This window comes from Pseudomonas sp. UBA6315 (assembly GCF_002438125.1).
GTDB classification, from domain to species: Bacteria; Pseudomonadota; Gammaproteobacteria; order Pseudomonadales; family Pseudomonadaceae; genus Aquipseudomonas; species Aquipseudomonas faucium.
The window spans coordinates 1-16,576 of the sequence record NZ_DJTF01000033.1 but is presented as its reverse complement, the minus strand read 5'-3'; the positions used below and the strand labels follow the sequence as shown (position 1 = coordinate 16,576).

Below are 16,576 nucleotides of genomic sequence, written 5' to 3'. Positions count from 1 at the left end.
CGCCAGGCGTCAGTAATAAAGCTGGGCGTATCAGGCAAAGGCGGGCAGGCTGGCCATCTTGCCGCGGCAGTACACCATCGGCCGTGGCGCCTGCTCGGGGACGATCAGGTTGTGCACCTTGCCGACCATGATGGCGTGGTCGCCACCTTCGTACTCGCGCCACAGCTCGCATTCGATCACGGCGGTGGCACCGGCCAGGATGGGGTTGCCCAGGGCGCTCAAGGTCCAGGCGATGCCGCTGGCCTTGTCCTTGCCCTTTTTCGCGAAGGCATAGGCTTCGGCCTGCTGTTCGCCAGAGAGCAGGTGGATGGCGAAACGCTTGTTCTTGATCAGCACCGGGTAGGAGTCGGAGCTGTAGTTGGGGCAGAACAGCACCAGCGGCGGGTCCATCGACAGGGAAGAGAAGGCGCTGGCGGTGAGGCCGACGATCGAGCCGTCGTCGTCCAGGGTAGTGATGACGGTGACGCCGGACGGGAAGGAGCCCAGGACGTTCTTGTAGACGGTTGCGTCGATCATGGCGAGTACCTCGAATGGGCTGCGGTGGTCCGCGGTTTTTATCGTTGATGTGTCTGATGGTATACCGTAATACTCGATTTGCAAGCGGAATTTCGCCAACGCGAAAATTCACGATGAATGGCGCAAAGCCGCATGAACAGGGGCTTTGACCAAAGCGACGGGCCTTGGCCGCGGTTGCTGAACCGGATCAGTTGGCGATTTATAGACCGCAGCAGTGTTGTCAAAAATTTGGAATACCATAATATGGTCCGCAGCTGAGAGGCCGCCTAGATGCGGTTTCCTTACAAAGATAAAAACGACCTTTCGAGCTGAAAACCATGTCCCAACCGTCATCGCAACACCAGTTTGTCGAGAATCACACGGTCGATTACGTTCCACCTGCCGAGCGCCATGGGAAGGCGCGCGACCTGTTCACCCTCTGGTTCAGTACCAACATCGCGCCACTGCCCATCGTCACCGGCGCCATGGTGGTGCAGGTGTTCCACCTGAACCTGTTGTGGGGCCTGATCGCCATCGTGCTGGGTCACCTTCTGGGGGGCGTGGTCATCGCCCTGGCCTCTGCGCAGGGACCGCAGCTGGGCATTCCGCAGATGGTGCAGAGCCGGGGCCAGTTCGGCCGGTATGGCGCGCTGTTGATCGTGTTCTTCACCGCGCTGATCTATGTCGGCTTCTTCATTTCCAACATCGTCCTGGCGGGCAAGACCATCCATGGCATCGCGCCCAGCGTGCCGATGCCGGGTGCCATCGTCATCGGTGCCCTGAGCGCCACGGCCATCGGCGTGATCGGCTACCGCTTCATTCATATCCTCAACCGCATCGGCACCTGGGTGATGGGCTCGGCATTGCTGGCCGGCTTCATCATGATGTTCGTGCAGCCACTGCCGGCCGACTTCTTCAGCCGCGGCGCGTTCAACCTGTCGGGCTTCATCGCCACGGTGTCGCTGGGCACCATCTGGCAGATCAGCTTCTCGCCCTACACCTCCGACTATTCGCGCTACCTGCCCAAGGAAGTGGGCATCGCCAGGCCGTTCTGGGCGACTTACTTTGGCGCCACCCTGGGCACCATCCTGTGCTTCAGCTTCGGTGCCGTGGCGGTGCTGTGCGTGCCGCAGGGCACCGACGCGATGGATGCGGTCAAGCAGGCCACCGGCTGGCTGGGGCCGATCTTGATGGTGCTGTTCCTGCTCAACATCATCAGCCACAACGCCCTCAACCTGTATGGCGCGGTGCTGTCGATCGTCACCGCCATCCAGACCTTCGTCGCCCAGTGGACGCCGAGCATCAAGGTGCGGGTGATCTTGGCGTCGGTGATCCTGCTGGCGTGCGGCATGGTCGCGCTGAATGCCTCGGCGGGCTTCATCGGCCAGTTCATCGGGCTGATCCTGGCGCTGCTGCTGGTGCTGGTGCCATGGGCGTCGATCAACCTGATCGACTTCTACCTGATCAAGAAGGGGCAGTACGACATCGCCTCGATCTTCAGCGCCGATGGCGGGATTTATGGGCGCTTCAACCATCACGCGATCATTGCCTATGCCTGCGGGATCCTGGTGCAGCTGCCGTTTGCCAATACGTCGCTGTACGTGGGGCCGTATTCGAACATCGTCGAAGGGGCTGACCTGTCGTGGCTGTTCGGTTTGGTGGTGACGGTGCCGCTGTACTACTGCCTGGCTACCCGGGGCAAGGCTGCCGAGAAGCTGGTGCGGGCGGTCAGTGTCAACGAGTGATGTGTGAAAGGGGGCTGCCTTGCAGCCCCTTCGCGGGCAAGCCCGCTCCCACAGGTACCCCGCTGACCTCGGGGTTGCAAAGGTATCTGGACTGCCCCCAAGGGTTGGATTGGTGTCCAACTTCTTGGGGGCAGTCCATCTCCGTGGGAGCGGGCTTGCCCGCGATGGGCCGCAACGCGGCCCCCGCTGTTTCAGCTCAAACCTTGAACTGCGCCACCATCCCATTCAGGTCCACCGCCAGGCGCGACAAGTCCTGCGCCGCCGCACTGGTCTGATTGGCCCCCGCCGACGTCTGCATCGCCAGGTCGCGAATGTTGACCAGATTGCGATCCACCTCCCGCGCCACCTGCGCCTGCTGCTCCGAGGCACTGGCAATCACCAGGTTGCGCTGGTTGATCGAGGCGATCGCCTCGGCAATCACCTCCAGCGCCTGCCCGGCACCCTCGGCCACTTCCAGCGTGCCGGTGGCGCGCCCCTGGCTGCTGTGCATGGCCGTCACCGCCCGCTCGGTACCGTTCTGGATCCCGGCGATCATCTGCTCGATCTCAGCCGTCGACTGTTGGGTGCGGTGGGCGAGGGCGCGCACTTCATCGGCCACCACGGCAAAGCCACGGCCCGCTTCGCCGGCCCGCGCCGCCTCGATGGCGGCGTTCAAGGCCAGCAGGTTGGTCTGCCCGGCAATGGCGCCGATCACATCGAGCACGCGGCTGATCTCGTTGGCGTTGCTGGCCAGCTGTTCGATTTCGGCAGAGGTGCCGGTCACATCCGTGACCAGGTGCTGCAGCGAGGCCAGTGCCTGGTTGACCTGGTCACGCCCGTCACGGGTGGTGCGGTCGGCGCCCTGGGAGGCGTCGGCGGTGCTGACGGCGTTGTTCGCCACCTCTTCCACGGCAGCGGTCATCTGGTTGACGGCGGTGGCCGCCTGGTCGATTTCCGCGCTTTGCTGGTGCAGGCCGCGGCTGGTGTCTTCGGTGACGGTGTGCAGCTCTTCGGAGGCCGAGGCCAGCTGGTCGGAGGAGGCGGCGATCTTGCGGATGGTGTCACGCAGGCTGGCCTGCATGCGGCTCAGCGCGCGCAACAGCATGGCCGGTTCGTCGCGGCCGCTGACCTGGATGTCCTGGGTCAGGTCGCCGGTGGCCACCCGTTCGGCCACGGCCACCGCGTCGGCCAGCGGCACCACGATGCTGCGGGTGAGCAGGATGGCGATGCTGGCCAGGGCGAGCATGATCACCAGCAGCGAGCCGATGACGGCGACAAAGGCCTGTTCGGCCACATGGCTGCTGCGCTCGGACGCCCCTTCGGCGCCGTTGCCGTTGTAGGCGATCAGTGCGCTCATGGCCTTCATCATGCTGTCGGCGTGCTGCGACAGCGGGCCGGTGATCTGATGCCTGGCCTCTGCCTCGCGGCCGGCGGCAAGGTCCTGCAGCACCTTGGCCTGCAGGCCGAAGTACTGCTGCCGGGCGCTGTTGAAGGCGTCGAACAGGGCGCGGTCATCGGCGGCGATGATGGTGTCTTCGTAGGCTTTAAGGCCTTCTTCGAGCTGGGCCTTGATGCCGTTGAGCATCTCGATGCTGCGTGCCCGTTCGCTGGCGTCGTCATCCAGCGCGGCGCGCAGGGTGACCGCGCGGGCGCGGCCGAGGTTGCTGCCGATTTCACTGAGGGCGACCACGGCCGGGATCCAGGTGATGCGGATTTCGTCGGTGGCCTTGTCCATCTGGCGGGTTTCATAGAGTGCGATAAGGCCCATGGACAGGACCAGTACGCCCAACAGGGCGAATACGCTGGCAGCGCGAATGCCGATCTTCATATTCCGGAGTTGCATGGAATTGCTCCTTGACGTTGGCGTGCAGGGCGTCAAGAGCATGGGCGGGAGGCCGGGTCAGCGGGGGATGCCGGGCTCTCGATGCGCTGCGGATTTAAGTGTGTGTCTCACCCTCGTGCATGCTTTTTGATTTAGATGATGCCATATGGCCATCATGATTGACCAGCTATTCAATAAAAGGACAAAAAAAGGCATATCCGTCATTACTTGACGGATATGCCAGGATATTGCGCTTAAACGATGGCGATCTGCGGGTCTGCCGCTGCCAGCGCCACGGCGCGGTCGGCGGCTGGCGGGTAGATCCAGACGGTGTTGATCTGGCGCTTGAGGTCCTTGCCTTCCTGGCCATGCAGCTTCAGTTCGCGCTCCCAGCCCTCACTGTAGGCCGCGCCCCAGTCACCGAGGTCCAGGCAGGTGACGTACTTGGGCTGGCGGTATACCACCGGCTGCACGCCAAGCAGGTCGGCCATGGCGTTGTTGCCACTGTGACGGCCCATGGGGATGGCGTGCTGGCAGGTCATCAGGGCGTGGTTGCCGACCTCGTCCACGGCCGCCCAGGCGGTATCGCCGGTGGCGTAGATATGCGGCTGGCCCACCACCTTGAGGTGGTCATCGACCTTGAGCCGGCCGAACGCGTCGCGCTCGCCGGCAACCTGCGCAGTCAGCGGGCTGGCTTTGACGCCCACGGTCCAGATCACGGTCTTGCTGGCGATGTAGTCGCCATTGTCCAGGGTGACGCCACCGGCATCGACCGCAACCACCGACCTGCCGGTCACCCATTCGACGCCTGCATGCTTGGAGGCGGCGACGATCGATGGCTTGATCCCCGCGCCCAAGGCCGCGCCAACACTGGCGCCACGGTCGACCAGCAACACCCGCACAGCGCTGTTCCCAAGCACGGCGCGCAGGCGTGCGGGCATTTCAGTGGCGGTTTCGATGCCGGTGAAGCCACCGCCACACACCACCACGGTGTTGCGTGCAGGCGAGTCGGGCAGGGCGGCCAGGCTCGCCAGGTGCTGCTCAAGGCGCATGGCCGAGGCCATCTGGTCGACATCGAAGCTGTGCTCGGCAAGCCCCGGGACAGCCGGGCGTGCAACCTGGCTGCCGGCGGCCAGGATCAGGCGGTCATAGCTGATTTGCTGTGGCTGGCCGTGGCTGTCGGTGTAGCGCACGCTGCGGGCGTCGGCGTCGATGGCCTCGGCGCTGCCGCTGATGAAGCGCACGCCAACGGCCTCGAACAGCTCGCCCACGGGGGCCTTCAAGGTGTGCGCGTTGGCTTCGTAGAGGCGGGGGCGAATGTGCAGCTCCGGCTGTGGCGCGAGCACGCTGATGCTCAGGTCGTCGCGCTGGGCCTGGTCGAGCAGGCGAGCGGCACTCAGGGCGCTCCATACGCCGGCGAAACCGGCACCGATGATCAGGATGTTGGATTTCATGCAGCTGCTCCGCAAATGTCGTACAGGGAATGAAGAGGGCTTCGATCACACGGCAGGTGTCTCTCGAATAACTACGACTCTATTGGTCGTAGTTTCTCTTTGCAAGTTTTTTCTTCGTAGCGTGCAGGCAACTGATCGGTGGGCTGTAGGCGATTTCTGCTTCGCGGGCGGGCAGGGCGGCGGGGCGCAAGCCTTGATCTCACCACCCCCATCCGTTATAGATAAAAAGGAAACCACAAAGAAAAGAGGCCATTTCAGCCCCCATGTACGAGATCACACGTATCTTGCGCCCCTCAGGCCCCCATTACGCACCCTGTGCTGATGGATACGGGCCCACCCCCATGCCCCTCTCCCCGCTTTTCAGCCTGTTCCACGTGTTGTCGATTCCGCCCGCCAACATCCTGCTCAGCCAGATGCGCAAACGCCCCGTCCCTCCACCTGCGCCGTAACGCCTGAATTCCACCACCCCCGGCCATTTGCCGTTTGGGGTTGGGGAGCCTTTGCATCTTTTTCAGCGTTCAACTGTTCAGGAATCACTATGACTCTTCGTGTAGCTATCATCGGTGCCGGCCCGTCCGGCCTAGCGCAACTGCGTGCCTTCCAGTCCGCCCATGCCCAGGGCGCCCCCATGCCGCACATCGTCTGCTTCGAAAAGCAGGCCGACTGGGGCGGCATGTGGAACTACACCTGGCGCACCGGGCTCGACCAGCATGGCGAGCCGGTGCACGGCAGCATGTACCGCTACTTGTGGTCCAACGGCCCCAAGGAGTGCCTGGAGTTCGCCGACTACAGCTTCGATGAACATTTCGGCCGGCCGATTTCCTCGTATCCGCCGCGCGAGGTGCTGTGGGACTACATCCAAGGCCGTGTGCAGAAAGCCGGGGTGCGCGATTTCATCCGCTTCAACACCGTGGTCAAGCACGTCAGCTTCGATGAGCAGACGCGCACGTTCACCGTCAGCGCCCACGACTACGGCACAGGAACCAGCATCGAGCAGGTGTTCGATTACGTGGTGGTCGCCAGCGGCCACTTCTCCACCCCGCACGTGCCGGAGTTCGCAGGCTTCGAGCGCTTCACCGGGCGCATCCTGCACGCCCACGATTTCCGCGAAGCGGTGGAATTCAAGGGCCAGGACCTGCTCATCGTCGGCAGTAGCTACTCGGCCGAAGACATCGGCTCGCAGTGCTACAAGTACGGCGCGCGCTCGATCACCACGGCGTTTCGCACCCAGCCGATGGGCTACAAATGGCCCAAGGGCTGGGAAGAGCGCCCGCAGCTGGTGCGGGTGGAGAATGACCTGGCGTACTTCGCCGATGGCTCGCACAAGCGCGTGGACGCCATCATCCTGTGCACCGGCTACCAGCATCACTTCCCGTTCCTGCCCGATGAGCTGACCCTCAAGACCAACAACCGCCTGTGGCCTGCGGGCCTGTACCAGGGCGTGGTCTGGGAGCGCAACCCGCAGTTGCTGTACCTGGGCATGCAGGATCTGTGGTACAGCTTCAATCTGTTCGACGCCCAGGCCTGGTTCGCCCGCGACTACATGCTCGGGCGCATCGAGCTACCGGCCAAGGCGGCCATGCAAGCCGACAGCAAGCGCTGGCGCGAGGACGAGGAGGGCCTGCAGACCACGGCCTCGATGTATGAATTCCAGGGTCGCTACATCCGCCACCTGATCGAGCAGACCGACTACCCAAGCTTCGATATCGACGCGGTCAATCGCATCTTCCTGCAATGGAAGCAGGACAAGAAGCACGACATCATGGGTTATCGCGACAAGTCCTACCGCTCGGTGATCACCGGCACCCAGGCGGTGCCCCACCACACCCGCTGGCTGCAGGCGATGGACGACTCGCTGCAGGAATACCTGCGTGAAACGGACGGCAAGCAAGCCCAGGTCAAGGCCCTGCGCCGGTAACCGCCCGCGGTTGCAGCACGGCGAGGTTGGCGACCCGGCGCGACCGGCGTATGATTTGCGACAAAGTTGGTCGGAGATTGAAATGTCGCTTTACAGTGCTGGCGTCGAATATGGCATCCATTGCCTGCTCTACCTCGTGGACGAGCGCGGTGACACGCGCGAGTCCAGCGTGCGTGATCTTGCCGAGCTGCAAGGCGTGCCCCAGGAATACCTGGCCAAGGTGTTCACCAAGCTGGCGCGCGCCAAGCTGGTGGTCGCCACCGAAGGCGTGCGCGGCGGCTTTCGCCTGGCCCGGCCGTCGGACGAAATCACCGTGCTGGACATCGTCAACGCCATCGACGGGCCGAAGAAGATCTTCGACTGCCGCGAGATTCGCGAACGCTGCTCGCTGTTCGAGGGTTCTGCACCGGGCTGGGCAACCGAAGGCACCTGCGCGATCCACGCGGTGATGCAGGGCGCGCAGAAGCGCATGGAAGACGCCCTGGCCCAGCAGACCATCCTCGACCTGGCCCGCCGCGTCGGGCGCAAGGCCCCGGCGGAGTTTGGCCGGCAGGTCGGTGAGTGGATGGGCGAGCGGCGGGAGAACAAGGGTGGGGGAGATATCCCGGTCAGTCAGGTCTGAATCTGCTGCCTTTGCCGGCCCTTTCGCGGGGCAAGCCCGCTCCCACAGAATATGGACTGCCCCCAAGATCGGGGGCAGTCCAGAACAAACTTGTGGGAGCGGGCTTGCCCCGCGAAGAGGCCGGTACAGTCAAAGCACTTCTCAGCGCCCCTCATGCTGGCGCCGATACGCCCCCGGCTGCACCCCCACCGCCTTGGCAAACGCCCGGGTAAACGCCGCCACCGACTGATACCCCACCTGCGCGCCCACCTGCTCCACGGTGTTGCCCGCCTGCAGCAACTGGCAGGCATGGCGCATGCGCAGCGCCAGCAGCACCTGCCCCGGCGACTGCCCGGCCAGTTCGTTGAAGCGCTTGAAAAACGCCGAGCGCGACAACCCCGTGACCGCCGCCATGCTCTCCAGCGTCCAGGCCTGCCCGGACTCCTCGATCAGCCGCTCCAGCAGCCCGGCAAATGCCGGCTGCCGGGCCAGCGCCACCAAACCGCCCAGGGAGCGCCCGGCATGCACCTGCTGGCGCAGCACATACAGGAACAACAAGTGCGTCAGCCGCTCCAGCAAGGTCTGCGAAGGCGCCGGCAGGCGCTGGCATTCGTCCAGGATCAACTGGAACAGCGCCCGCGCCGCGTGCCCGGCAGGCTCATCGGCGCGCAACAGGATGCGGTCGGCCAGCCCCTCGACGATCAACGACGACAACCCTGGGCGAAAGTGAAAGAACCCGCACACCAGCCCCACGCCGTCCGCCGCCTGGCTATCGAGCGCCTGCATCGCCTGGCGCGGCTGGGCGCAGGCGCTCAGCGGGTCCTGGTCGCTGGACAGCCGATAACCCATGTCGCGCAGCAGAAACACCGCGTCCCCGGCCTCCAGCCGCTGGGCCTCGGCCTGGCCATCGACATGCAGCCAGCAATGCCCCTGCACCACCAGGTGAAAACTGGCCCGGCCCATGCCCTGGGTGCTGGCATGCCAGCCGCCGCAGTAGCGGCCGACGTGGAACAGGCTGGCATCGAGCTCTAGGCCCTCTAATAACCAATCGACAAGTGGGCTGGACGAAATCATCTAATGTAAAGACTCAGGAGCAAGGAAAGGCGACTGACGAATATGGAGGGTATTTCTTATAACCAACAGACTGTATGCACACACACCGAAGGAGACCACTCCATGTCCTCGCGCATTACTCTACACACTCTGCAGAGCGCCCCGGAAGCGGCCCGCCCGTTCCTCGAGAACGCCCAGAAGAATTCCGGCTTCATCCCCAACCTGCTGGGCGTGCTGGCCAACGCTCCGGCTGCGCTGGAAACCTACGTCACCGTGTCGGCATTGAATGGCAAGGCCGAGCTGACCCTGGCCGAGCGCGAAGTGGTCCAGCTGATTGCCGCCACCCAGCACGGTTGCGACTTCTGCGTGGCCGGCCACACCGCCGTGGCGCTGAACAAGGCCAAGCTGCCGCAGGACGTGGTCGATGCCCTGCGCGCCCGTGGCGAGCTGCCCGATGCGCGCTACGAGACCCTGGCCGAGTTCGCCCGCGAAGTCATCGCCACCCGCGGCAACGTCAGCGAAGCCACCTATAACGCCTTCCGCCAGGCCGGTTTCACCGAGGGCAACGCCCTGGAAGTGATTCTCGGCGTGAGCCTCGCAACCTTGTGCAACTTTGCTAATGTGTTCGCCCAGACGCCGCTCAACGACGAGCTGAGCAAGTACCGCTGGCAGCCTTCTGCATAAACCGCGCAAGGCGCCGTGGCGCCTGCGTTACCAAAAGGAGTAGGGATATGCTTGATGCTGCATTTGCCAAGTGGCTGGATGCCAATGCCGAGGCCATCGACCAGGGCCAGTGCGACCCCCAGCAGGTGCTGGCGCAGATTGCCGAGTCGCAGTTGCTGCGCGTTGGCGTCGACCCGGCGCTGGGTGGCAGTGGCGGTGCGGTGACCGACGCCGTCGAAGCCATCGCGGCCATCGCCAGCCGCTCGCTGGCCAGCGCCTTCGTCTGCTGGGGCCAGCGCGCCTTTATCGAGTACCTGCTGCAAAGCCCCAACCAGGCCTTGCGCGAGCGCCTGCTGCCGGGCCTGCTGACCGGCGAGCTGGCCGGTGCAACCGGGTTGTCCAATGCCATGAAGTTCCTTTCCGGCATCGAGGCGCTGCAAGTGCGCGCCCGCCCCGAGGCCGACGGCTGGGCCCTGGAAGGCCGCCTGCACTGGGTGACCAACCTGCGCAAGAGCGGCTTCGTGGTGGCCGCGGCCATCGAGGATGACGCCGGCGGTGCGCCGTTCGTGCTGGCGATCCCCTCGCAAAGCGCAGGCCTTGAGCGCTCCGACGACCTGCAGCTGATGGGCCTGCAGTCGAGCAACACCGCAGCCCTGGCGTTCCATCAGGTGGCCTTGAGCCGCGACTGGCTGCTGCATGAAAACGCCCGCGAATTCCTGCCCAAGGTGCGCCCGGCGTTCCTCGCGCTGCAGTGCGGCATGGCCATCGGCCTGGCGCGCCGTTCGCTGGATGAAGTGCACGCGCACCTGCACGGGCGCCTGTCGTTCCTCGAAGAACACCGCCAGGTCCTGAAAGAGCGCCTGGAAAACACCGTGGCCGAGCTCAAGCAAGGCCTGCTCGATGGGCGCTTCCAAAGCCAGCCGGCGGCGCTGTTCAAGCTGCGCATCACCCTCGCCGAAAGCGCCGCCGACGCGGTGCAACTGGAGCTGCAGGCCAGTGGCGGCAAGGCCTACCTCGATGAATTCGGCGCAGGCTTCGCGCGCCGCTGGCGCGAGTCGGCGTTCGTGCCGATCGTCACCCCGAGCCTGGTGCAACTGCGCGCCGAACTGCACCGCCAGGCGACCGCCGCATGAGCCACGCGTTACTCCAAGCCCGCGACATCAGCCTGGGCTACCCGCGCGAGGGCGGCTGGCAGGAGGTGCTGGCGCGCTTCGACCTGCAACTGGCGCCCGGGGAGGTGGTCACCATCCTTGGCCCCAGTGGGGTCGGCAAGTCCAGCCTGCTGCGGGTGCTGGCAGGTTTGCAGCAGCCGCGCAGCGGCAGCGTGACCCTGCACGGTGAAGCCCTGCAAGGCCCGCACCCGCGCCTGGCGGTGGCCTTCCAGGACCCCAGCCTGCTGCCCTGGCTGAGCCTGGAAAAGAACGTCGCCTTCGGCCTGGACTTCGCCCGCCAGCCCAAGCTCGCCGCGGCCGAGCGCCGCGCGCGCATCGACCATGCGATCAGCGCCGTGGGCCTGGCCCATGCGCGAAATCAGTACCCGGCGCAGCTGTCCGGCGGCATGGCCCAGCGCACCGCGCTGGCCCGCTGCCTGGCGCGCCAGCCTGAAGTGCTGCTGCTCGACGAGCCGTTCGGCGCGCTGGACGAAGTGACCCGCGCCGACATGCAGCAACTGCTGCTGCAACTGATCGCCACGCACAACACGGCCGCGGTGCTGATCACCCACGATATCGACGAAGCCCTGCTGTTGTCCGACCGGGTGCTGCTACTGGGTGACCACCCAGCGCACATCCTCGGCCAATGGCCCATCGACCTGCCGCAGCCGCGTGCGCAGCGGGTCGAGGAGCTGGGCGCGCTGCGCATCGAGATTCTGAAAACCCTACGGCGGGCCAGCCGCACAGCCGAACCTTCCCCCACCTCGTTGCCTTCGGAGCCTGTCCATGTGCATGGATGACTGCTGTTCCACCACCTCGCGTCGTGATTTCCTCAAGCTCAGCGCCATGCTCACCGCCGCCGGTGCCGTGCCGCTGCTGTCGAGCCTGCAGGCGCGCGCTGCCGCCGAGCCTGACGCGCCGGTGCGCATCGGCTACCTGCCGATCACCGATGCAACGCCGTTGCTGGTGGCGCACAACAATGGCCTGTTCGAGGCCGAAGGCATCAAGGCCGAGCGCCCGGTGCTGCTGCGCAGCTGGGCGCAGGTGATCGAGGCGTTCATCTCCGGGCAGGTCAACGTCATTCACCTGCTGTCGCCGATGACTGTGTGGGCGCGTTATGGCAGCAAGGTGCCGGCCAAGGTGGTGGCGTGGAACCACGTCGGTGGCTCGGGCCTGACCGTGGCGCCGGACATCACCGAAATGAAGCAGCTGGGCGGCAAGACCGTGGCCATCCCGTTCTGGTATTCGATCCACAACGTGGTGCTGCAGCAGATGCTCAACGACAACGGCCTGACGCCGGTGTCCAAGCCCGCCAACGCGCAGCTGGCGGCCAACGAGGTCAACCTGCTGGTGCTGCCGCCCTCGGACATGCCGCCGGCCCTGGCCAGCAAGCGCATTGCCGGCTACATCGTCGCCGAGCCGTTCAACGCCCTGGCCGAGAATCTCAAGGTCGGCCGCGTGCAGCGCTTTACCGGCGATGTGTGGCGCAACCATGCCTGCTGCGTGGTGTTCATGCACGAGCATGACCTGAACAACCGCCCCGAGTGGTCGCAAAAAGTGGTCAACGCCATCGTCAAGGCCCAGCACTGGACGCGCGACCACCGCGCCGAAGCCGCCGCGCTGCTGTCCAAGGCCGGCCCCAACAAGTACACCCCGCACGACCCGGCGGTGCTGGCCAAGGTGCTGGCGCCGGCTGCCGAGGACCGCGCCGGCTACATCGCCAGCGGCGCCATCCGCCACCAGCAATGGGACGAGAAGCGCATCGACTTCCAGCCGTACCCGTTCCCCAGCTACACCGAGGAGCTGGTCAAGCGCCTGAAGCACACCCTGATCGAAGGAGACAACGGCTTCCTGGCCGCCCTGGACCCTGCGCAGACCGCACGCGACCTGGTCGATGACCGCTTCGTGCGCAACGCCATTGCCGCCGTCGGCGGGCCGTCGGTGTTCGGCATTGCCGACAATTTCGAGCGCAGCGAGGAGTTCGTGGTCTGATGCGCAAGCACGTCGTACATGCCGGCCTGGGTTTGGCCGGCCTGCTGGGTTTGTTGCTGCTGTGGTGGGCTGGGGTGGCGGTATTCGGCGAGGCCGACGGGCTGTCGGCGCGCTTCTCGCCCCAGGCTACCCTGGCCAGCCTGGTCGAGTTGCTGGGGCAGGGCGAGGTCTACGGGCACGTTTGGGTCAGCCTCAAGCGCATCCTGATTGGCTTGCTGCTGGCCTTGCTGATCGGTGTGCCGCTGGGTTTGCTGGTGGGCAGCTACCGGCACCTGGAAGCGGCGACCACCCCGGCATTTCAGTTCCTGCGGATGATTTCGCCGCTGTCGTGGATGCCGGTGGTGGTGATGCTGATGGGGGTGGGCGACCAGCCGATCTACTTCCTGCTGGCCTTCGCGGCGTTGTGGCCGATCCTGCTCAACACCGCCGCCGGCGTGCGCCAGCTCGACCCGCGCTGGCTGCAGCTGAGCCGCAGCCTCAGCGCCACGCGTTGGGAAACCTTGTGCAAGGTGATCGTGCCTGGGGTGATCGGGCATGTGCTGACGGGTGTGCGCCTGGCGATCGGCATCTTGTGGATCGTGCTGGTGCCGTGCGAGATGCTGGGGGTGAGTGCGGGGCTGGGGTATTTCATTCTGGATACCCGCGACCGGCTGGCGTACTCGGAGCTGATGGCCATGGTGCTGCTGATCGGCGTGCTGGGGTTCATGCTCGATGCCCTGGCGCGTGGGCTGCATCGGCGCTGGGTGCATGCCTGACGGGCCAGTGTGGCCCTATCGCCGGCAAGCCGGCTCCCACATCGAGGGCGGTGAGCATCCTGTGGGAGCCGGCTTGCCGGCGATAGGGCGCTCGGCTCAATGCACCGTCTTGCGCTGCCTCACACACTCGCGCGCCTGCACGGCCAACTCATCCAGGCGCTCATCGCGCTGCTGCTCGGCCTCGATCATCGCCTCTTCACCCTGCTGATTGAGCAGGTAGGTGTGAATTTGATGCACCTCTTGGGCCTGGTAGATCGGCGCAATGTCCAAGCGCCCGATCAACGCCCCGCTGGCCACCCCGGTACTGCTCATCAACACCTGCGGCCCGCTGGCCGCCACCACCTGCATGCCCATGGCCTCGAACCACGGCACCTGGTGCACAAAGGCATTCAGTTCGACGCTGGCAAAGCGTGCCTGCACATCGCCCAGCAGGGCGCGGGCGACACCCTCGCGGCGGCGCTCGGGCACCACGGCAAGGAAGGCCAGGGCACAGGCTTGGGGGTTGTCCTGGGCGGGCAGGGTGAGGGCGAAGCCGAGCAGCTGGTCCGGCGCTTCGGCATCCAGCGCCAGGGTCAGCTGCACGGCCAGCCCGCGGGTGCCGTCCATGGCCTGCAGGTACTGATGCACCTCCATGCCGACGCCGTACTGGTACAGCGGATACAGCGGGTTGTCGGCACGAATGGCGACGCTGCTCAGGTCGCCGACGTGGTGGATCACCAGCTCACGGATCTGGTTCTGGAAAGATTCGGGCGGCACGCTGTCGAGGCGGCTCAGGATGAACATCGGGGGGCGGGCTCCGGCTGCAGGTGGATCACCCCGCGCCGGGGTGGCGCGGGGTGCACAGTCTAAACCCTTTTTGCCGGGTCAGCCTCTTGCCTGCAGGCCCGCGAGCATCAGGTCGAGGTTCTGCACCGCCGCGCCCGAGGCGCCTTTGCCGAGGTTGTCGAACACCGCCGTCAGCAGCACCTGGCCGTGCTCGGGGTTGGCGTACAGCGCCAGGCGCAGGTCGTTGCTGTCGTTCAGGGCCTCGGGGTCCAGGGCGGTGGCCGCGCCGTGCTGGTGCAGGGGCATGACCTGCACATGGCGGGCACCCTGGTAGTGACGCTGCAGGCAGGCCTGCAGCTGCTCGGCGCTGACGCCCGGCAGCAGGCGCAATTGCAGCGGGATGCTCAGCACGATGCCCTGGCGGTAGGCGGCATACCCTGGCAGGAACACCGGGCGCGCCGACAGCCCGGCGTGCAGCTCGATTTCCGGCACATGCTTGTGGGCCAGTTCCAGGCCATACATCTGCAGGGTCGGCGCCGTTTCGTCGCCCCCCTGCTCATGGCGCTCGACCGCCGCCCGGCCGCCGCCGGAGTAACCCGAGATGGCGTGGATGCTCAGCGGGTAGTCGGCCGGCAGCAGGCCGGCGTTGACCAGCGGGCGCAACAGGGCGATGGCGCCGGTGGGGTAGCAGCCGGGGTTGCTGACGCGGGTGGCCTGGGCAATGCGCTCGGCTTGCTGTGCATCGAGCTCCGGCAGGCCATACACCCAGCCTGGCGTGGTGCGGTGCGCAGAGCTTGCATCGATCACCCGCACCGCAGGGTTGCGGATGGCGGCCACGGCGTCGCGGGCAGCGTCGTCGGGCAGGCAGAGCAGGGCGATGTCGGCACTGTTGATGGCGTCGCTGCGCCGCTGCGGGTCCTTGCGCTCGGCTTCGGGCAGGGTCAGCAGCTGCAGGTCGTCACGCCCGTGCAGGCGTGCGTGGATCTGTAGGCCGGTGGTGCCTTGGTCGCCATCGATGAAAACTACAGGGGTGTGCATGGTCGGGGTCCGGTGTGAAGAAGATGGCCTATGCTCGCTTGTCGCCCAGATAATGGAAATTTGAATATCATGACGCTCACGTTCATCTTTTCTGAACCAAAAGGTCCCTGCCCCCATGCGCGAAATCAGCCTCGACCGCCTACGCACGCTGGTCGTCATCGCTGACCTCGGCTCGTTCGCCGAGGCCGCCCGCCAGCTCAACCTGGCGCCCCCGACCATCAGCCTGCACGTGGCCGAGCTCGAGGCGCGGGTAGGGGCGCCGTTGCTGACCCGCAACCGCAACCAGGTGCGCCCGACGCCCACCGGCGACACCCTGCTGGCCCGCGCCCGGCGCCTGCTGGCCGATGCCGACCAGGCGCTGGACGAAGTGCGCCGGCAAGTGCAGGGCCTTACCGGCCGGGTGCGCCTGGGCGCCTCGACCGGTGCCATTGCCCACCTGCTGCCCAAGGCGCTGGAGCACTTGCGGGTGGCGCACCCGGGCATCGATGTGCAAGTGCAGGTACTGACCTCCCAGGCGTCGCTGGCGCGCTTGCGCGAAGGGGCCCTGGACATCGGCCTGGTGGCCTTGCCGCAAGTGGCAGGCAAGGGCGTGCGGCTCACCCCCTGGCGGCGCGACCCGATCCTGGCCTACGTGCCTGCCGACTGGCAGCCGCCGGCCAAGGTCACCCCGGCCTGGCTGGGGCAGCGGGCGCTGATTCTCAATGACGGCAGCACCCAGCTGTCGCGGGTGATCGGTGAATGGTTCGCCGCCGCCGGCTTGTACCCCGAGGCGCGGATCGAGCTGAACTACAACGACGCGATCAAGAGCCTGGTGGGCGCCGGTTACGGCGCCACCTTGCTGCCTCAGGAAGGCGAGGCGGCGGAGCTGGACCGGCGGGTGCTGCGCCGGCCGTTGCGGCCGGGGTTGTGGCGGCAGCTGGGCATTGCCTGCAGGGAAGGGGAGCTGGAGAAGGCCACCGCGCATGTGCTGGAGGCGCTGGAGCGGCTGCGTCAGTAAGGGGCCTGCTGCGCAGCCCATCGCCGGCAAGCCGGCTCCCACAAGGACTGAAAGCTGGCGCAATCCCCTGTGGCAGGCCACCGGGCATGTGCTGGAGGCGCTGGAGCGGTTGCGGCAGTAAGGGGTCTGCTGCGCAGCCCATCGCCGG

At 65.9% G+C, this 16,576-nt stretch carries 15 protein-coding genes and 1 pseudogene; 9 read left to right on the top strand and 7 right to left on the bottom strand.

Annotated elements, in window-relative coordinates:
• Positions 1 to 30 precede the first annotated feature (30 nt).
• Positions 31 to 516 carry a flavin reductase family protein gene (locus tag B3E94_RS03915; RefSeq protein ID WP_286912397.1) on the bottom strand — a complete coding sequence of 162 codons (486 nt, stop codon included), beginning with the start codon at positions 514 to 516 and terminating at the stop codon, positions 31 to 33.
• A gap of 317 nt (positions 517 to 833) precedes the next feature.
• On the opposite strand from B3E94_RS03915, the gene B3E94_RS03910 reads away from it, so the two are divergent.
• The gene (locus B3E94_RS03910) at positions 834 to 2,240 is read left to right on the top strand and encodes a purine-cytosine permease family protein (RefSeq protein ID WP_176514933.1); all 1,407 of its coding nucleotides are present in this window, start codon (positions 834 to 836) and stop codon (positions 2,238 to 2,240) included.
• 196 nt (positions 2,241 to 2,436) lie between these two features.
• On the opposite strand, the gene B3E94_RS25465 is transcribed toward B3E94_RS03910, so the two are convergent.
• The 3 genes and pseudogenes from B3E94_RS25465 to B3E94_RS03900 all read right to left on the bottom strand — a co-directional run bounded on the left by B3E94_RS25465 (position 2,437) and on the right by B3E94_RS03900 (position 5,495).
• The gene (locus B3E94_RS25465; protein WP_371871962.1) at positions 2,437 to 3,300 is read right to left on the bottom strand and encodes a methyl-accepting chemotaxis protein; all 864 of its coding nucleotides are present in this window, start codon (positions 3,298 to 3,300) and stop codon (positions 2,437 to 2,439) included.
• Positions 3,292 to 4,047: pseudogene (locus B3E94_RS25460) on the bottom strand (MCP four helix bundle domain-containing protein); the annotation flags it as partial. The pseudogene B3E94_RS25460 and the gene B3E94_RS25465, both read right to left, overlap by 9 nt.
• A gap of 248 nt (positions 4,048 to 4,295) precedes the next feature.
• On the bottom strand, positions 4,296 to 5,495 hold the full coding sequence (locus B3E94_RS03900; RefSeq protein WP_286912395.1) for an NAD(P)/FAD-dependent oxidoreductase: 1,200 nt from the start codon (positions 5,493 to 5,495) through the stop codon (positions 4,296 to 4,298).
• A gap of 538 nt (positions 5,496 to 6,033) precedes the next feature.
• On the opposite strand from B3E94_RS03900, the gene B3E94_RS03895 reads away from it, so the two are divergent.
• Complete coding sequence (locus tag B3E94_RS03895) at positions 6,034 to 7,413, top strand: NAD(P)-binding domain-containing protein (protein ID WP_286912394.1); 1,380 nt, start codon at positions 6,034 to 6,036, stop codon at positions 7,411 to 7,413.
• Between the two features lie 82 nt (positions 7,414 to 7,495).
• The gene (locus tag B3E94_RS03890) at positions 7,496 to 8,035 is read left to right on the top strand and encodes an RrF2 family transcriptional regulator (RefSeq protein WP_286912393.1); all 540 of its coding nucleotides are present in this window, start codon (positions 7,496 to 7,498) and stop codon (positions 8,033 to 8,035) included.
• A 141-nt stretch (positions 8,036 to 8,176) separates the two neighbouring features.
• Here B3E94_RS03890 and B3E94_RS03885 read toward each other — a convergent pair whose 3' ends face one another.
• Positions 8,177 to 9,088, bottom strand: coding sequence for an AraC family transcriptional regulator (locus B3E94_RS03885; RefSeq protein ID WP_286912391.1), 912 nt, complete (start codon positions 9,086 to 9,088; stop codon positions 8,177 to 8,179).
• 102 nt (positions 9,089 to 9,190) lie between these two features.
• Between B3E94_RS03885 and B3E94_RS03880 the strand changes: the two genes are divergently transcribed.
• The 5 genes from B3E94_RS03880 to B3E94_RS03860 are packed head-to-tail and all read left to right on the top strand — an operon-like array spanning position 9,191 to position 13,628.
• Positions 9,191 to 9,751, top strand: a complete 561-nt coding sequence (locus B3E94_RS03880) for a carboxymuconolactone decarboxylase family protein (RefSeq protein ID WP_286912390.1) — start codon at positions 9,191 to 9,193, stop codon at positions 9,749 to 9,751.
• A 47-nt stretch (positions 9,752 to 9,798) separates the two neighbouring features.
• Entirely contained in the window at positions 9,799 to 10,863 is a 1,065-nt protein-coding gene (locus B3E94_RS03875) for an acyl-CoA dehydrogenase family protein (RefSeq protein ID WP_176514919.1), read from the top strand.
• Positions 10,860 to 11,681: an ABC transporter ATP-binding protein gene (locus B3E94_RS03870; RefSeq protein WP_236237886.1), complete on the top strand. Its 822-nt coding sequence runs from the start codon at positions 10,860 to 10,862 to the stop codon at positions 11,679 to 11,681. Before B3E94_RS03875 ends, B3E94_RS03870 begins: the two co-directional genes overlap by 4 nt.
• Positions 11,668 to 12,873: an ABC transporter substrate-binding protein gene (locus tag B3E94_RS03865; protein WP_286912388.1), complete on the top strand. Its 1,206-nt coding sequence runs from the start codon at positions 11,668 to 11,670 to the stop codon at positions 12,871 to 12,873. The genes B3E94_RS03870 and B3E94_RS03865 overlap by 14 nt, the downstream gene beginning before the upstream one ends.
• Positions 12,873 to 13,628, top strand: coding sequence for an ABC transporter permease (locus B3E94_RS03860; protein ID WP_176514914.1), 756 nt, complete (start codon positions 12,873 to 12,875; stop codon positions 13,626 to 13,628). Before B3E94_RS03865 ends, B3E94_RS03860 begins: the two co-directional genes overlap by 1 nt.
• 96 nt (positions 13,629 to 13,724) lie before the next feature.
• Here B3E94_RS03860 and B3E94_RS03855 read toward each other — a convergent pair whose 3' ends face one another.
• Together B3E94_RS03855 and argC are read right to left on the bottom strand one after the other, a co-directional pair.
• Positions 13,725 to 14,411 carry a GNAT family N-acetyltransferase gene (locus B3E94_RS03855; RefSeq protein ID WP_286912387.1) on the bottom strand — a complete coding sequence of 229 codons (687 nt, stop codon included), beginning with the start codon at positions 14,409 to 14,411 and terminating at the stop codon, positions 13,725 to 13,727.
• A gap of 81 nt (positions 14,412 to 14,492) precedes the next feature.
• Complete coding sequence (argC, locus tag B3E94_RS03850) at positions 14,493 to 15,431, bottom strand: N-acetyl-gamma-glutamyl-phosphate reductase (RefSeq protein WP_286912386.1); 939 nt, start codon at positions 15,429 to 15,431, stop codon at positions 14,493 to 14,495.
• Positions 15,432 to 15,546: 115 nt separating this feature from the next.
• Here argC and B3E94_RS03845 point away from each other — a divergent pair, with 115 nt between their 5' ends.
• Positions 15,547 to 16,428 (top strand): LysR family transcriptional regulator, encoded by an 882-nt coding sequence (locus B3E94_RS03845; protein ID WP_286912385.1) that lies wholly within the window; start codon positions 15,547 to 15,549, stop codon positions 16,426 to 16,428.
• Positions 16,429 to 16,576: the final 148 nt, after the last annotated feature.

Excerpts from the sequence above, each read along its gene's own strand:
- B3E94_RS03915 (WP_286912397.1), bottom strand. The coding sequence starts at position 516 with ATGATCGACGCAACCGTCTACAAGAACGTCCTGGGCTCCTTCCCGTCC.
- B3E94_RS03910 (WP_176514933.1), top strand. The coding sequence starts at position 834 with ATGTCCCAACCGTCATCGCAACACCAGTTTGTCGAGAATCACACGGTC.
- B3E94_RS25465 (WP_371871962.1), bottom strand. The coding sequence starts at position 3,300 with ATGCAGGCCAGCCTGCGTGACACCATCCGCAAGATCGCCGCCTCCTCC.
- B3E94_RS03900 (WP_286912395.1), bottom strand. The coding sequence starts at position 5,495 with ATGAAATCCAACATCCTGATCATCGGTGCCGGTTTCGCCGGCGTATGG.
- B3E94_RS03895 (WP_286912394.1), top strand. The coding sequence starts at position 6,034 with ATGACTCTTCGTGTAGCTATCATCGGTGCCGGCCCGTCCGGCCTAGCG.
- B3E94_RS03890 (WP_286912393.1), top strand. The coding sequence starts at position 7,496 with ATGTCGCTTTACAGTGCTGGCGTCGAATATGGCATCCATTGCCTGCTC.
- B3E94_RS03885 (WP_286912391.1), bottom strand. The coding sequence starts at position 9,088 with ATGATTTCGTCCAGCCCACTTGTCGATTGGTTATTAGAGGGCCTAGAG.
- B3E94_RS03880 (WP_286912390.1), top strand. The coding sequence starts at position 9,191 with ATGTCCTCGCGCATTACTCTACACACTCTGCAGAGCGCCCCGGAAGCG.
- B3E94_RS03875 (WP_176514919.1), top strand. The coding sequence starts at position 9,799 with ATGCTTGATGCTGCATTTGCCAAGTGGCTGGATGCCAATGCCGAGGCC.
- B3E94_RS03870 (WP_236237886.1), top strand. The coding sequence starts at position 10,860 with ATGAGCCACGCGTTACTCCAAGCCCGCGACATCAGCCTGGGCTACCCG.
- B3E94_RS03865 (WP_286912388.1), top strand. The coding sequence starts at position 11,668 with ATGTGCATGGATGACTGCTGTTCCACCACCTCGCGTCGTGATTTCCTC.
- B3E94_RS03860 (WP_176514914.1), top strand. The coding sequence starts at position 12,873 with ATGCGCAAGCACGTCGTACATGCCGGCCTGGGTTTGGCCGGCCTGCTG.
- B3E94_RS03855 (WP_286912387.1), bottom strand. The coding sequence starts at position 14,411 with ATGTTCATCCTGAGCCGCCTCGACAGCGTGCCGCCCGAATCTTTCCAG.
- argC (WP_286912386.1), bottom strand. The coding sequence starts at position 15,431 with ATGCACACCCCTGTAGTTTTCATCGATGGCGACCAAGGCACCACCGGC.
- B3E94_RS03845 (WP_286912385.1), top strand. The coding sequence starts at position 15,547 with ATGCGCGAAATCAGCCTCGACCGCCTACGCACGCTGGTCGTCATCGCT.